The organism is Streptomyces sp. SLBN-118 (genome assembly GCF_006715635.1).
Lineage (GTDB): Bacteria > Actinomycetota > Actinomycetes > Streptomycetales > Streptomycetaceae > Streptomyces.
On sequence record NZ_VFNP01000001.1, the window covers coordinates 3438691 to 3451666 of the forward strand.

Genomic DNA, 12976 nt, shown 5'->3' on the forward strand with positions numbered 1-12976 from the left:
CTGGGCCTCGTCAAGAGATGGGGGACGCGTCAGGGGCATCCCCCATGGCGATCCCGGGGAAAGAGGGCGGACTGTGGACATATGAGCCACAACAGTGAGATCTCGAAGGCCGAGCGGCGGCGGCTCGCCATGGCATCGGCGACGCTCGGGCCGTGGCGCGCGGCGGCGGTGGTCGGCGGGCTGGGCGGCGGGGTCGCCCTCGCGCTCGGCGCGATCGACGAGGGAATCGGACTGGGGATGCTGGCCGGGGCGTTGTCGGTCGCGCTGACGCTGTTCTTCGTCGTCGGAGGGGCGGGCGCGGTGCTGGGCGGCGGCACGCCCGCCGACGGCGGTACGGACCTGCGGATACGCCGCTGGGCGGCGGCCCACCCCTGGCGGGTCGCGGCGGTTCCGGGGGCGCTGATGGCGGCGGCGGATGTGGTGGTGCGACAGGTGCTGACGTCGCAGGGGTTCATCGGCAGCGTGTGGGACGGGCTGTGGCGGGGGGCGCTTGTGGCCGGGGTTGTGGGGCTGGTGGGGCGGCTGTCGCGGGGCAGGCGGTGAGACGCCGCCCCTGCACAGCGGCCTCCCCGCGCGCGGGCTTTACCCGGTGGGCGATCCGGACCGGAGCGATCCGGACGCGCGGACTGTCACGCTGAGCTCGACCGCGTACGCCTCCTTGACGACGCCGTCCGGGCCAGGGACTTGCCCGCGGAGGAGCGGTATGTCCGGCAGGGCGCGGCGCAGTTGGGCCGCCATGCCGGGGCCAGGCTCCACCGCCGTGACGTGGGCGCCGCGCTCGCGCAGCAGCCGGGTCGCGATGCCCGTACCCGCGCCGACGTCGATCACCCGGGACCCCTTGAGGGGAGGGCCGGTCAGTTCCTCGACGGCGTCGAAGAGGGCGGGCGGGTAGCCGGGGCGGGCCGCGCCGTACTGGGCCGCCGCCGTGTCGAAGGAGAGCGCGCTGCGCATGATCCGTATCCGTCATGGGCTCCGTCCTCACCGCGACAGGGCTACTTGCGCCTGGACTTGCCGCCCTTCGGCCTGCGTGCGGACGGGTTGCCCGCGCGGGCGCCGCGGCGCTTCTCGTACTGGCTGCGGGCCGTCTCGTACTCCTCGCGGTGCAGCTTCTCGCCCGGCGCCTCGGCAAGCGAGCGGAAGAAGTACGCGAGGAGTACGCCCACGAAGCCGATCGCCTTGAGGCTGCGCAGCGGGTCCTCGCCGACGGAGCCGGTGGGGCGGCGGCTGAAGCCCTCCCAGGTCTTGCGGAAGGCGACGGCACTGCAGATCGCGAACATGACGACGACCAGCACGTTGACGAAGCCGCCGATGTCGGCGATCGCGAGGCCCTGGTAGGCGAAGCGCAGGACGAGGCAGCCCGCGAGCGCGGCGACGAGCGAACCGGCGGCGACGGCTGCGCGGCGCGGCCCGTAGCCCCCGTCGTGGCCCACCCAGGTCGTGCCGAAGAAACGGATGGGCTCGGGCTGCGGGCCGCCGCCGTCAGTGTTCTGGATCTGCTCGCTCACGGGGGCGATTATCCCCGTACCGTCACGAGCAGCGGATGGTCACATAACCGTCGCTGCCCGTGTTCACATACGCGTCGGAGACGAACTCCCCGTTCGCGATGTTGTCCCACAGGTTGGACGTGCCGTACGGGCCGCTGATCCACTCCCCCGGCTTCTGGCAGTTGATCGGCACCCGGGCCCCGACCGGCAGCACCCTGATGAGCCGGTAGTTGGTGCCGGGACCGCTGCGGACGTTCAGCGCGACGCCCGGCGCGACCGGGTAGCGCTTGACCGTGGTCGCCTCGAAGCTCTCCGACTCACTCCGCACTTCTTCGACAGCCATAAACCTCTCCCCCGCCAATGTGGCTTGATCCGGACGGTTCGTCCGTACGCCGCGCAGGCTAGCAAGCCGCACCGGCATAGCACGCATCATCGACTAGGCTCCGTGCGTCGCGCGTGCGCACGAACATCACGGGGGTGGGGAAATGCCACCGCTGCGCAGCACCGGTTCGTTCCCGGAAGCGGAACATCCGGAATATGCCGGGCAGTACCGGCTTGAGGCATGCCTCGGCACAGGCGGCATGGGCGTGGTCCATCTGGCCACCTCTGCCTCGGGGTTGCGCCTCGCCGTCAAGGTCATCCATGCCGAGCATGCGACGGACCCGGAGTTCAGAGCCCGGTTCCGGCAGGAGGTGGCGGCCGCCCGGAAGGTCAGCGGCGCGTTCACCGCGCCCGTCGTCGATGCCGACCCGGAGGCCGAACGGCCCTGGATGGCCACGCTGTTCATCGAGGGCCCGACGCTCGCCGAACGGGTGAAGCGGAACGGGCCGCTCGGTGCTGAGGAGTTGCGCAAGGCGGGCGCCGGCCTGGCCGAGGCGCTGCGCGACATCCATCGAGCCGGCGTGGTGCACCGCGATCTCAAGCCGAGCAACGTACTTCTCGCGCCCGACGGGCCCAAAGTCATCGACTTCGGCATCTCACGTCCCGCGGACAGCGATCTGCGTACGGAGACGGGCAAGCTGATCGGTACACCGCCGTTCATGGCACCCGAACAGTTCCAGCGCCCGCGCGAGGTCGGGCCCGCGGCCGATGTGTTCGCGATGGGTGCGGTCCTGGTGCACGCGGCGACCGGCCGCGGGCCCTTCGACTCGGACAGCCCGTACATCGTGGCGTACCAAGTGGTGCACAACGAACCCGACTTGGCGGGCGTGCCGGCGGACCTCGTACCGCTGTTCCGGCGCTGTCTGGCGAAGGACCCGGCGGAGCGGCCGACACCGTACGAGCTGATGGTCGCGCTGCGCGGGTCGTCACCCTCTGCCTCGTACGACACCCAGGCATACATACCGGCGCAACGGACGCCGGACCCCCGCGAGAACGTTCCCCCGGGCCTCTTTGCCGGTCCGCGGCCGCGACGGCGGCCGGGCCGGAAGATGAAATGGGCGGCCGCGGCGGTGACGGTGGCGGTGCTGGTCACGGCTGCGTTCGCCGTCGCCGGCAGTGTGGCGGAGGGCGAGCGTCCCGGACCCTCTGCCTCCACGCCGCGCGCCGGACAGAGCTTCCACGGCTGGAGTGTGCATCTGCGCGACGGGAACGCCGAGAACAGGACACCCGTCTGCGCGGCCGCCGGCGCCGGGCTGTACTGCGCGGCGCCCGGGATCAAGGCGGCCCGGGTGGACCCCGACCACGGCACGATCCTCTGGTCGAAAAAAGCGGCCGACAGTGCGGCGCAGACCGACGAAGGCATGACACCCGTGCTCTCCGGAGGTCTGCTTCAAGTGGTCGCGCCCGGCGGGAACCGGCTTGAGGCACTCGACCCCGAATCCGGGGCGCTGCGCTGGGACCTCGACATCTCCTCGTACTCCTCCGTGCGCTACAGCGGCGACATGGTGCTGCTGGTGACCGACAGCGGGCGGGTGCGTGCGGTCGACGCCGCTACGGGCAAGGAACGCTGGAACCGGCAGCGCGGCGGACGCGGCACCCAGTGGGTCTCGTCGCCGGGTGGCAGGGAGCCCGCGCTGGGCGCGACGCCTGCGCCGGACGGCGCGACGACGCTGGTGAGCGCGGTCGATCCGGCCGACGGAAAGCTGCTGTGGCAGAAGCGCGTCAAGGGGGCGCTGAGCCCGGTGCGGTTCGTCGGCGGTGCCCTGTATCTGCTCGCCGCCAACACCGACGGATTCACGGACGCGGTCGTACGGCTCGACACGGCAGGCGGCAAGCGCGCCGTTCGCAGGATCGGGCTGTCCGCGCCGCTCGACCAGGCGCAGGCGGCGGTGGCCGGATCGGGGGACGTCGTCTACCTCAGCGGGTCGGGCGGGTCGCTGATCGCCCTCGACACCAGCGGGAGGAAACCCGCGCAGCTGTGGCGTCTTGAAACCCAGGTCACGCATCTCTCGCGCCCGGCGGCGGACAGGCGCGCGGTGTATGTGACGGCGGGGGACGGGCGGCTGCTGGCGGTGGACGCGGCGCGGGGGGTGCTGACCGGTCAGTCGAAACCCCGGATGGACGACGGGCGTTACACGTTCGCCTCGCTGCTGCCGACGCCGGTGGCGGCGGGCGGGAGGGTGTTCGGGACGGCGCCGGACGGGAGCGTGTTCGCGCTGGACGCGGGGGGCGCGGCGGGGTGGTGACGGGGCGCGGTGCGCCTGCGGCGGACCTTTCCCCCAACCGCCCTCGCCCTACGGCCCGGCGGGAGGCACCCCCATCCCCTGGCCGGCCCCCGGCTGTTCAGCCGAGGCGGGACACGTCCCGGACCGCTCCCTTGTCCGCGCTTGTCGCCATCGCCGCGTACGCCCGCAGTGCCGCCGAGACCTGCCGGTCGCGGTTCTTCGGCGCGTAGACGCCACCCAGCGCTTCACGACGGGCCGCCAAGTCGTCCTCCGACACGAGGAGTTCGATCGAGCGGTTCGGGATGTCGATACGGATACGGTCGCCGTCCTCCACAAGGGCAATCGTGCCGCCCGACGCCGCCTCCGGCGAGGCGTGGCCGATCGAGAGGCCCGACGTGCCGCCGGAGAAGCGGCCGTCGGTCACCAGCGCGCAGGCCTTGCCGAGGCCGCGGCCCTTCAGGAACGACGTCGGGTACAGCATCTCCTGCATACCGGGGCCGCCCTTGGGGCCCTCGTAACGGATGACGACGACGTCGCCCTCCTTGATCTCCTTGCGGAGGATCTTGTCGACGGCCTCGTCCTGCGACTCACAGACGACGGCCGGTCCCTCGAAGGTCCAGATCGACTCGTCGACTCCGGCGGTCTTCACGACACAGCCGTCGACGGCGAGATTGCCCTTGAGGACGGCGAGGCCGCCGTCCTTCGAGTACGCGTGCGCCGCGTCGCGGATGCAGCCGCCCGCCGCGTCGGTGTCCAGCGTCTCCCAGCGTTCCGACTGCGAGAACGCCGTGGCCGAGCGGACGCAGCCGGGAGCCGCGTGCCACAGTTCGACGGCCTCCGCGGACGGCGAGCCGCCGCGCACGTCCCAGGTAGACAGCCACTCCTTGATGCCGGGCGAGTGAACGGTGTGCACGTCCTCGTTGAGCATTCCGGCCCGGTAGAGCTCGCCGAGGATCGCCGGGATGCCGCCGGCGCGGTGCACGTCCTCCATGTAGTACGTGCCGCCGGGGGCGACGTTCGGCGCGACCTTGGCCAGGCAGGGCACCCGGCGCGAGACCGCGTCGATGTCCTTGAGGTCGTAGTCGAGCCCGGCCTCCTGGGCGGCGGCGAGCAGGTGCAGGATCGTGTTGGTCGAGCCGCCCATGGCGATGTCAAGGGCCATGGCGTTGTCGAAGGCCGCGCGGGTGGCGATATTGCGCGGCAGGACCGACTCGTCGTCCTGCTCGTAGTAGCGCTTGGTGATCTCGACGACCGTGCGGGCGGCGTTCTCGTACAGCGCCTTGCGGGCCGTGTGGGTGGCGAGGACGGAGCCGTTGCCCGGCAGGGAGAGGCCGATGGCCTCGGTCAGGCAGTTCATGGAGTTGGCGGTGAACATGCCGGAACAGGAGCCGCAGGTCGGGCAGGCGTTCTCCTCGATGCGCAGCACGTCCTCGTCCGAGACGTTCTCGTTGACCGCGTCGACGATGGCGTTGATCAGGTCGAGCTTGCGGACCGTACCGTCGACGAGCGTGGCCTGACCGGCTTCCATGGGGCCGCCGGAGACGAAGACGACCGGGATGTTGAGGCGCAGGGCGGCCATCAGCATGCCGGGGGTGATCTTGTCGCAGTTGGAGATGCAGATGAGCGCGTCCGCGCAGTGCGCCTCGACCATGTACTCGACGGAATCGGCGATCAGGTCGCGGGAGGGCAGGCTGTAGAGCATGCCCGCGTGGCCCATGGCGATACCGTCGTCGACCGCGATCGTGTTGAACTCACGAGGCACCGCTCCCGCGGCCAGGATCGCGTCGGAGACGATCCGGCCGACCGGGGCGAGGTGGGTGTGCCCGGGGACGAACTCCGTGAAGGAGTTGGCCACCGCGATGATCGGCTTGCCGATGTCCGCGCTCGCTACGCCCGAGGCCCGCATCAGGGCGCGGGCGCCCGCCATGTTCCGGCCGTGGGTGACAGTGCGGGACCGCAGCTCGGGCATCGTCGCTCGCTCCTTCAGACGGATCCTTCAGACAGATCCTTCAGACAGACAGGACTGCAGTCGAGCGTACGCCGAGGCTCCAAGATCTGGACACTCCGTCCGCAATACGGGACGTATGGCTCACCCTTCGGTCGCTCACGTCGCGAGCGCTGACCCGCAGTCGCTCACACCTCGGTCAGATACCGCTGGAGCGTGGGCGCCACCATCCGCACGATCTCCTCGGGATCCACCGAGGCCAGCGGCTCCACCTTGATCACATAGCGCAGGATCGCGATGCCGATCATGTGCGAGGCCGCCAGCTCCGCGCGGAACTTCGGATCCGGTACGTCCAGCTCCCCGGCGATCCGTTCGAGCAGCCGCCGCAGCACAAAGGCGCGCAGCACCTTGGCCGCGCCCTCGTGCGTGAGCGCGGAGCGGACGATGGCCAGCAGCGGGCCGCGGGTGGCCGGGTTCTCCCACACCCCGATGAAGTAGCGGGCGAGCCGCTCGCCGATGCCCTCGTTGCCCTGGCCCAGGATCACCGGGACGACCAGGGCGGGCTCGAAGGAGACCTCGATGGCCGCCGCGAAGACCTCGTCCTTCGTGCCGAAGTAGTGGTGCACAAGGGCCGGGTCGACACCCGCGGCCCTGGCGATGCCGCGGACGGTCGTCTTGTCGTAGCCGCGCTCGGCGAATTCCGTACGGGCCGCCTGAAGGATCCGGTCCCGGGCGCCGGGCCCCTCGTCGGTCTCCGTACGGGCCGGCCGGCCCCGCCGCCTAGGAGCCGCCGCACCGGTCATGAGCCGCGCACTCCCGAGGACGCGGCCCACGCGAGGTGCAGCCGGGTGAAGGCGAGCGCCTCGGCGAGGTCGGCTTCGCGTTCGGCGGCGGACATCGCGCGCCTGGTGTTGACCTCGATGACGACATGGCCGTCGAAGTTGGACCGGGCGAGCCGTTCGAGCAGTTCGGCGCACGGCTGGTTGCCGCGCCCGGGCACCAGGTGCTCGTCCTTGGAAGATCCCTTGCCGTCGGCGAGATGCACATGACCGAGCCGGTCGCCCATCCGGTCGACCATGGCCATGGTGTCGGCGCGGGAGGTCGCGGTGTGCGAGAGGTCGATCGTGAAGTGCCGGTAGTCCTCTGTGGTGACGTCCCAGTCGGGCGCGTACGCGAGCATCTCGCGGTCCCGGTAGCGCCAGGGGTACATGTTCTCGACGGCGAAGCGGACGTCCGTCTCGTGCGCCATGCGCCAGATCCCGCTGACGAAATCACGGGCGTACTGCCGCTGCCAGCGGAACGGCGGATGCACCACGACCGTGGACGCGCCCAGCTTCTCGGCCGCCGCCTGTGCCCGCTGGAGCTTCACCCAGGGGTCTGTGGACCAGACCCGCTGGGTGATCAGCAGACAGGGGGCGTGAACGGCGTGGATCGGCACCTGGTGGTAGTCGGACAGACGGCGCAGGGCCTCGATGTCCTGGCTGACCGGATCGGTCCAGACCATGACCTCTACGCCGTCGTAGCCGAGGCGTGCGGCAATCTCGAAGGCCGTCGCCGTGGACTCCGGATACACGGAAGCCGTCGACAGGACAACCTTCGCATCCGGGATGCGCACCACTGGTTCTGCCACGGGAGACAGCGTACGGGCCAACGCTAGGAAGCCGGGAGGTGGTCGAGGCGCCGCAGGATGACGCCCTCGCGCAGCGCCCAGGGACAGATTTCCAGGACCGGTACGCCGAACAGCTCCATCGCACCCTCCGCGACCAGGGCACCTGCCAGCAGCTGGCGGGCGCGGCCCTCGGAGACGCCGGGGAGCGTGCTGCGCTGCTCGACCGTCATGGTGGCGAGTTTTGGCACCCACTCGCTCAGCGATTTGAGACTCAGCTCACGCTGCACGTACAGCCCCTCGGTGGAGCGCGCGGCGCCCGCGATACGGGCCAGCTGCCGGAAGGTCTTGGACGTCGCCACGACGTGGTCCGGCTTTCCGAGCCGGGTGAATTCGCCGACCGTACGGGCGATCTCGGTCCGCACCTGGCGGCGCAGCGCCTTCACGTGCTGCGGGTCGGGCGGGTCGCCCGGCAGCAGCCCGGCCGTCAGCCTGCCCGCACCCAGCGGCAGCGATACGGCCTTGTCCGGCTCCTCGTCGATCCCGTACGCGATCTCCAGCGAGCCGCCGCCGATGTCCAGGACCAGCAGCCTCCCGGCGGACCAGCCGAACCAGCGGCGGGCCGCCAGGAAGGTGAGCCGGGCCTCCTCCTCGCCGGTCAGCACCTGCAGATCCACGCCCGTCTCGGCCTTGGCCCGGGCGAGGACGGCATCGGCGTTGGTGGCCTCACGCACCGCGGATGTGGCGAACGACAGCACCTCCTCACAGCCCTGGTCCTCGGCGGTCTGCACCGCCCCGGCGAGCGTCTCGACCAGCCGGTCTATGCCGGCGGGGTCGATGGCTCCGCCGTCGTCGAGGAGTTCGGCGAGCCGCAGCTCCGCCTTGTGGGAATGGGCGGGCAGGGGGCACGCGCCGGGGTGCGCGTCCACTACCAGCAGGTGCACTGTGTTCGAACCGACGTCGAGGACTCCGAGTCTCATGGACCGAACGCTACTGCGGTCGCGGACATACCCTTGGCCTGTGCCAAAGACGAAAAAGGCGAAGCCGGGCAAAGCCAAGCCCCGCAAGCAGCAGAGCAAGCACGACCGGGACGGCCTGCGGATCGCCGTGCCGGGTGCCGTGCCAGACGCCGTGCCGGACGAGAAGGGCTTGGACTTCGCGCGCGCGTGGGTCGAATTCCCGGATCCGGCCGACGACGAACAGGTCTTCCGCTGCGATCTGACCTGGCTGACCTCGCGCTGGAGCTGCATCTTCGGCAGCGGCTGCCAGGGCATCCAGGCGGGCCGCGCGGACGACGGCTGCTGCACGCTGGGCGCGCACTTCTCCGACGAGGACGACGAGAAGCGGGTCGCGGCGAACGTCGCGCGGCTCACCCCCGAGCTGTGGCAGTTCCACGACGTGGGCACGGAGACGGGCTGGGTCCAGCTCGACGAGGACGGCGAACGCCAGACGCGGCGCTGGGAGGGGTCCTGCATCTTCCAGAACCGTCCCGGGTTCGCGGGCGGGGCGGGCTGCTCGCTGCACATCCTGGCACTGCGGGAAGGCAAGGAGCCGCTGGAGACGAAGCCGGACGTGTGCTGGCAGCTGCCGGTCCGGCGGACGTACGACTGGATCGAGCGGCCCGACGACACGAAGGTGCTGCAGGTGTCGATCGGCGAGTACGACCGCCGCGGCTGGGGCCCGGGCGGCCACGACCTGCACTGGTGGTGCACGTCGGCGACGTCGGCGCACGGCGCGGGTGAACCGGTGTACGTGACGTACCGGCCAGAGCTGACGGAGCTGATGGGCAAGGCGGCGTACGCGGTGCTGGTGGAGCTGTGCGAGGCGCGGCTGTCGTCCCAGCTTCCCCTGGTGGCGCCGCACCCGGCGGACCCGAAGAGGGACTGAGCGCGTCCTCGATCGCGGGACGGGCCCGGATCAGCCCGCCGGCGGCGGCGGATCCTCCTGGGACGGCGGCGGATCCGACGGGGCGGTCCCCGACGAGGAGGGGTCGCCGGGCGGCGGGTCCGAGGGGGGCGGCGCCGAGTCCGAAGGCGTCGGGTCCGCCGGCGCGGGCGACGGGTCCGAGGGCGTCGGCGTCGGATCTGCGGGCGTGGGTGTGGGGTCCGCCGGCGCCGGTGTGGGCGGCCGGTTCGAAGGGGTCGGCGTCGGCGTGGCGCCGTAGCCGTCGATCTCCAGGACCGCTCCCGACGGATCCACGCCCACCCGCGCACTCCACTCGCCCGCCGGCTCGCTCCCGTGGTCGACGGTCACGTAGATCGTGACCGACTCGCCCGGCCGCAGGGTCCCGGAGGAGCGGCTCACATACAGCCAGGGGGCGTCCGTCCACAGGGACCAGGCCACTGGGGATGCGCCCGACGCCCTGAGCGTGATGCTGGTCGTGTCTCCCGCGGGCTCCGCCTCGACCGTGATGCGGCCGGGGCCCGGGACTCCGGGGCGGGCCGCCGGGGAGGAGGTTCCCGCGCTGATGACCTCGACCGAGACATCGGGCGAGCGCATGCCGGCCGTGAACCTCGGGTCCGGCTCCGCGCGCGCGTTGCCCGCGTTCTCGTAGTAGTCGTACGGCTCGCCGTCGAGCCCGGCACGACTGTCCGCCTCGCTCACGGTGACCGACGACCCGTCGTGCCCCTCCCCCGTCTGCGGCGCGCCCCGGTACGCCGCCCACAGCGCGAGCACCGGCGCCGCGACGACGGTCGCCACGACCGTGGTCGTCACGGCGCGTGCCCGTAGCCGGTCCCGCCGGGCCGCATGGTCCTTCGGGTCGAGCGGAAAGCCGCCGGGGCCGAAGCGCGGCGCGGCGGCGCGGGCGCGCGGCACGTGCAGCATCGCGATGTACGCGGCGGCCCGCGGCGCCTCGACCAGGGGCAGCGCGGCGGGGGTGACGGAGGACCCCGGCCACGGCCCGCCCGCACCGGCGCGCTCGGCGGCGCGGCGGCAGCGCGGGCAGTCGTCGACGTGCCGGACGAGCTCCTGGCGCAGCGCGGCGGAGAGCAGCACCCGGTGGTCCTCGGTGAGCCGGGCGACGGCCGGGCAGTTTCCCCTCTCGACGACGGCGAGCGCGGCCCGGGTGCGCTCGACCTCGCATGCGGCCGCGGCCAGCAGTTCGCGCGCCGCGAGCGCGTCGAGGCCGAGGACCGAGGCGACTTCGCCTGCCCCGAGCCCGTGCCGTACCGCGAGTTCGAGGGCCTCGCGCTGTTCGGGTGTCGTGCCTGCGGCCTCGGGCCAGGCCAGCAGCGCCAGTTCACCGCGGCGGCGCTCGGCGACGTCCTCGGAGACGCGCGGGGCCTCCTCGGGGACGTCGGGCCGCGCCGGCCGCCCGGTGTGCGTCCCCTGCCGCTCGCGCCGCTGATCCGCCAGCCGGCGCAGACAGGCCCAGCGCGCGAGCGCGTACAGCCACGCCCTCCGCTCGGCCTCGCCCGAAGGGCAACGCCCGTACTGCCGCTCGGCAATGGCGAGTACGTCGCCGAGCAGCGCGGTTGCCGCGTCATGGTCGCAGAGAACGGAGAGGCAGTAGGTGAACAGGCCGTCGAGGTAGGGCTCATAACGCGCAGGCGGCTGTTGAGCGGACGCCTTTGCGGACGCCTTTTGTGCGGACACCTTTTGCGCGGACGGTCGGGGCGCACGCCGGTGCCCCCGGTGTGCGCCGGTGGTGTGGGTCGGTGGCTCCAGCCTGCTGCTCGTCACGCCGCGACCGTAGGCGCTGGACACATCCCCTTCGTACCCCTTGAACACTTTTAATCCTTACGGGTGAACACTTCGCTCGAAGGGGGACAGGAATCGTTAATTCCACCCCTACCGGTCCGCCTTGGCACGACGACGCCCCCGCCCCGGGAGTTGTGCGGGCCGCGGGGGCCTCATTGTCAGTGGGCCCCTATACGGTTCCCGCATGGCTGCCCGTACGAAATCCGCGAAGGACCGGCCGTCCTACCGCTGCACCGACTGCGGCTGGACGACCGCCAAGTGGCTCGGCCGCTGCCCCGAATGCCAGGCCTGGGGCACGGTCGAGGAGTACGGCGCGCCCGCTGTCCGTACGACCGCCGCCGGGCGCGTCTCCACCGCCGCGCTCCCCATCGGCCAGGTCGACGGCCGGCAGGCGACCGCCCGCTCCACCGGTGTGGACGAGCTCGACCGCGTCCTGGGCGGCGGCCTCGTACCGGGAGCCGTCGTGCTGCTCGCGGGCGAGCCGGGCGTCGGCAAGTCCACGCTGCTGCTCGACGTCGCAGCGAAGGCCGCGAGCGACGACCACCGCACCCTCTATGTCACCGGCGAGGAGTCCGCGAGCCAGGTCCGCCTGCGCGCCGACCGGATCAAGGCGCTGCACGACCACCTGTACCTCGCCGCCGAGACCGATCTCTCGGCCGTCCTCGGCCACTTGGACGCGGTCAAGCCCTCGCTGCTGATCCTCGACTCCGTACAGACCGTCGCGTCGCCCGAGATCGACGGTGCGCCCGGCGGCATGGCCCAGGTCCGCGAGGTCGCGGGCGCACTGATCCGCGCCTCCAAGGAGCGCGGCATGTCCACGCTCCTGGTCGGCCATGTCACCAAGGACGGCGCGATCGCCGGACCCAGGCTCCTCGAACATCTGGTGGACGTCGTGCTGTCCTTCGAGGGCGACCGTCACGCGCGCCTGCGTCTCGTACGAGGCGTCAAGAACCGCTACGGCGCGACGGACGAGGTCGGCTGCTTCGAGCTGCACGACGAGGGCATCACCGGCCTCGCCGACCCCTCGGGCCTCTTCCTCACCCGCCGCGCGGAGGCCGTACCCGGCACCTGTCTGACGGTCACCCTCGAAGGCCGGCGCCCTCTCGTCGCCGAGGTGCAGGCGCTGACCGTCGACTCGCAGATTCCCTCGCCCCGGCGCACGACCTCGGGTCTGGAGACCTCACGGGTCTCGATGATGCTGGCCGTACTGGAACAGCGCGGCCGGATCACCGCCCTCGGCAAGCGCGACATCTACAGCGCCACCGTCGGCGGCGTGAAGCTCTCCGAGCCCGCTGCGGACCTCGCGATCGCGCTCGCCCTGGCGTCGGCGGCCAGCGACACCCCGCTGCCCAAGAATCTGGTCGCGATCGGCGAGGTGGGCCTCGCGGGCGAGGTCAGGAGGGTGACGGGCGTCCAGCGAAGGCTCGCCGAAGCGCACCGGCTGGGCTTCACGCATGCCCTGGTCCCCACCGATCCGGGCAAGATCCCCGCGGGCATGAAGGTCACGGAAGTGGCCGACATGGGGGACGCTCTCAGGGTGCTCCCGCGCGGTCGCCGGACGGCTCCCGACAGCGGTCCGGAAAGGGGTTCCGGAAGAAGATCCGTAGGGGGTCAGTGAGCCGCTGCGGGGAAA

General features: G+C 71.8%; 11 protein-coding genes and 1 pseudogene. 4 read left to right on the forward strand and 8 right to left on the reverse strand.

The features are described from left to right. Positions 1-81 precede the first annotated feature (81 nt). Positions 82-543, forward strand: coding sequence for a hypothetical protein (locus tag FBY35_RS15605; protein WP_142214371.1), 462 nt, complete (start codon positions 82-84; stop codon positions 541-543). Between the two features lie 144 nt (positions 544-687). On the opposite strand, the pseudogene FBY35_RS15610 reads toward FBY35_RS15605, so the two are convergent. The 3 genes and pseudogenes from FBY35_RS15610 to FBY35_RS15620 all read right to left on the reverse strand — a co-directional run. Continuing rightward, a pseudogene (locus FBY35_RS15610) lies at positions 688-951 on the reverse strand (class I SAM-dependent methyltransferase); the annotation flags it as partial. A gap of 41 nt (positions 952-992) precedes the next feature. Continuing rightward, positions 993-1505 carry a hypothetical protein gene (locus FBY35_RS15615; RefSeq protein ID WP_142214373.1) on the reverse strand — a complete coding sequence of 171 codons (513 nt, stop codon included), beginning with the start codon at positions 1503-1505 and terminating at the stop codon, positions 993-995. Between the two features lie 22 nt (positions 1506-1527). Next, the gene (locus FBY35_RS15620) at positions 1528-1827 is read right to left on the reverse strand and encodes a peptidase (protein WP_142214374.1); all 300 of its coding nucleotides are present in this window, start codon (positions 1825-1827) and stop codon (positions 1528-1530) included. Between the two features lie 142 nt (positions 1828-1969). On the opposite strand from FBY35_RS15620, the gene FBY35_RS15625 reads away from it, so the two are divergent. Then, complete coding sequence (locus FBY35_RS15625; protein ID WP_142214375.1) at positions 1970-4111, forward strand: protein kinase domain-containing protein; 2142 nt, start codon at positions 1970-1972, stop codon at positions 4109-4111. Positions 4112-4208: 97 nt separating this feature from the next. Here the strand turns inward: FBY35_RS15625 and ilvD are convergent, their stop codons facing one another. The 4 genes from ilvD to FBY35_RS15645 all read right to left on the reverse strand — a co-directional run bounded on the left by ilvD (position 4209) and on the right by FBY35_RS15645 (position 8621). Further along, complete coding sequence (gene ilvD / locus FBY35_RS15630; protein WP_142214376.1) at positions 4209-6059, reverse strand: dihydroxy-acid dehydratase; 1851 nt, start codon at positions 6057-6059, stop codon at positions 4209-4211. 164 nt (positions 6060-6223) lie between these two features. Beyond that, the gene (locus FBY35_RS15635) at positions 6224-6838 is read right to left on the reverse strand and encodes a TetR family transcriptional regulator (RefSeq protein WP_142214377.1); all 615 of its coding nucleotides are present in this window, start codon (positions 6836-6838) and stop codon (positions 6224-6226) included. Continuing rightward, complete coding sequence (locus FBY35_RS15640; protein ID WP_142214378.1) at positions 6835-7665, reverse strand: sugar phosphate isomerase/epimerase; 831 nt, start codon at positions 7663-7665, stop codon at positions 6835-6837. Before FBY35_RS15640 ends, FBY35_RS15635 begins: the two co-directional genes overlap by 4 nt. A gap of 23 nt (positions 7666-7688) precedes the next feature. Beyond that, positions 7689-8621, reverse strand: coding sequence for a Ppx/GppA phosphatase family protein (locus FBY35_RS15645; RefSeq protein WP_142214379.1), 933 nt, complete (start codon positions 8619-8621; stop codon positions 7689-7691). 40 nt (positions 8622-8661) lie between these two features. Between FBY35_RS15645 and FBY35_RS15650 the strand changes: the two genes are divergently transcribed. Next, positions 8662-9528 carry a hypothetical protein gene (locus FBY35_RS15650; protein ID WP_142214380.1) on the forward strand — a complete coding sequence of 289 codons (867 nt, stop codon included), beginning with the start codon at positions 8662-8664 and terminating at the stop codon, positions 9526-9528. Positions 9529-9558: 30 nt separating this feature from the next. On the opposite strand, the gene FBY35_RS15655 is transcribed toward FBY35_RS15650, so the two are convergent. Then, a complete protein-coding gene (locus FBY35_RS15655; protein WP_142214381.1) occupies positions 9559-11325 on the reverse strand; it encodes a BACON domain-containing protein in 1767 nt (588 codons plus the stop codon). 202 nt (positions 11326-11527) lie between these two features. Here FBY35_RS15655 and radA point away from each other — a divergent pair, with 202 nt between their 5' ends. Continuing rightward, entirely contained in the window at positions 11528-12961 is a 1434-nt protein-coding gene (gene radA, locus FBY35_RS15660; protein WP_142214382.1) for a DNA repair protein RadA, read from the forward strand. Positions 12962-12976 lie beyond the last annotated feature (15 nt).

Bases quoted from the DNA above. Each gene is read 5' to 3' on its own strand.
- FBY35_RS15605 (WP_142214371.1), top strand. From the start codon at position 82: ATGAGCCACAACAGTGAGATCTCGAAGGCCGAGCGGCGGCGGCTCGCC.
- ilvD (WP_142214376.1), bottom strand. From the start codon at position 6,059: ATGCCCGAGCTGCGGTCCCGCACTGTCACCCACGGCCGGAACATGGCG.
- FBY35_RS15635 (WP_142214377.1), bottom strand. From the start codon at position 6,838: ATGACCGGTGCGGCGGCTCCTAGGCGGCGGGGCCGGCCGGCCCGTACG.
- radA (WP_142214382.1), top strand. From the start codon at position 11,528: ATGGCTGCCCGTACGAAATCCGCGAAGGACCGGCCGTCCTACCGCTGC.
- FBY35_RS15625 (WP_142214375.1), top strand. From the start codon at position 1,970: ATGCCACCGCTGCGCAGCACCGGTTCGTTCCCGGAAGCGGAACATCCG.
- FBY35_RS15620 (WP_142214374.1), bottom strand. From the start codon at position 1,827: ATGGCTGTCGAAGAAGTGCGGAGTGAGTCGGAGAGCTTCGAGGCGACC.
- FBY35_RS15645 (WP_142214379.1), bottom strand. From the start codon at position 8,621: ATGAGACTCGGAGTCCTCGACGTCGGTTCGAACACAGTGCACCTGCTG.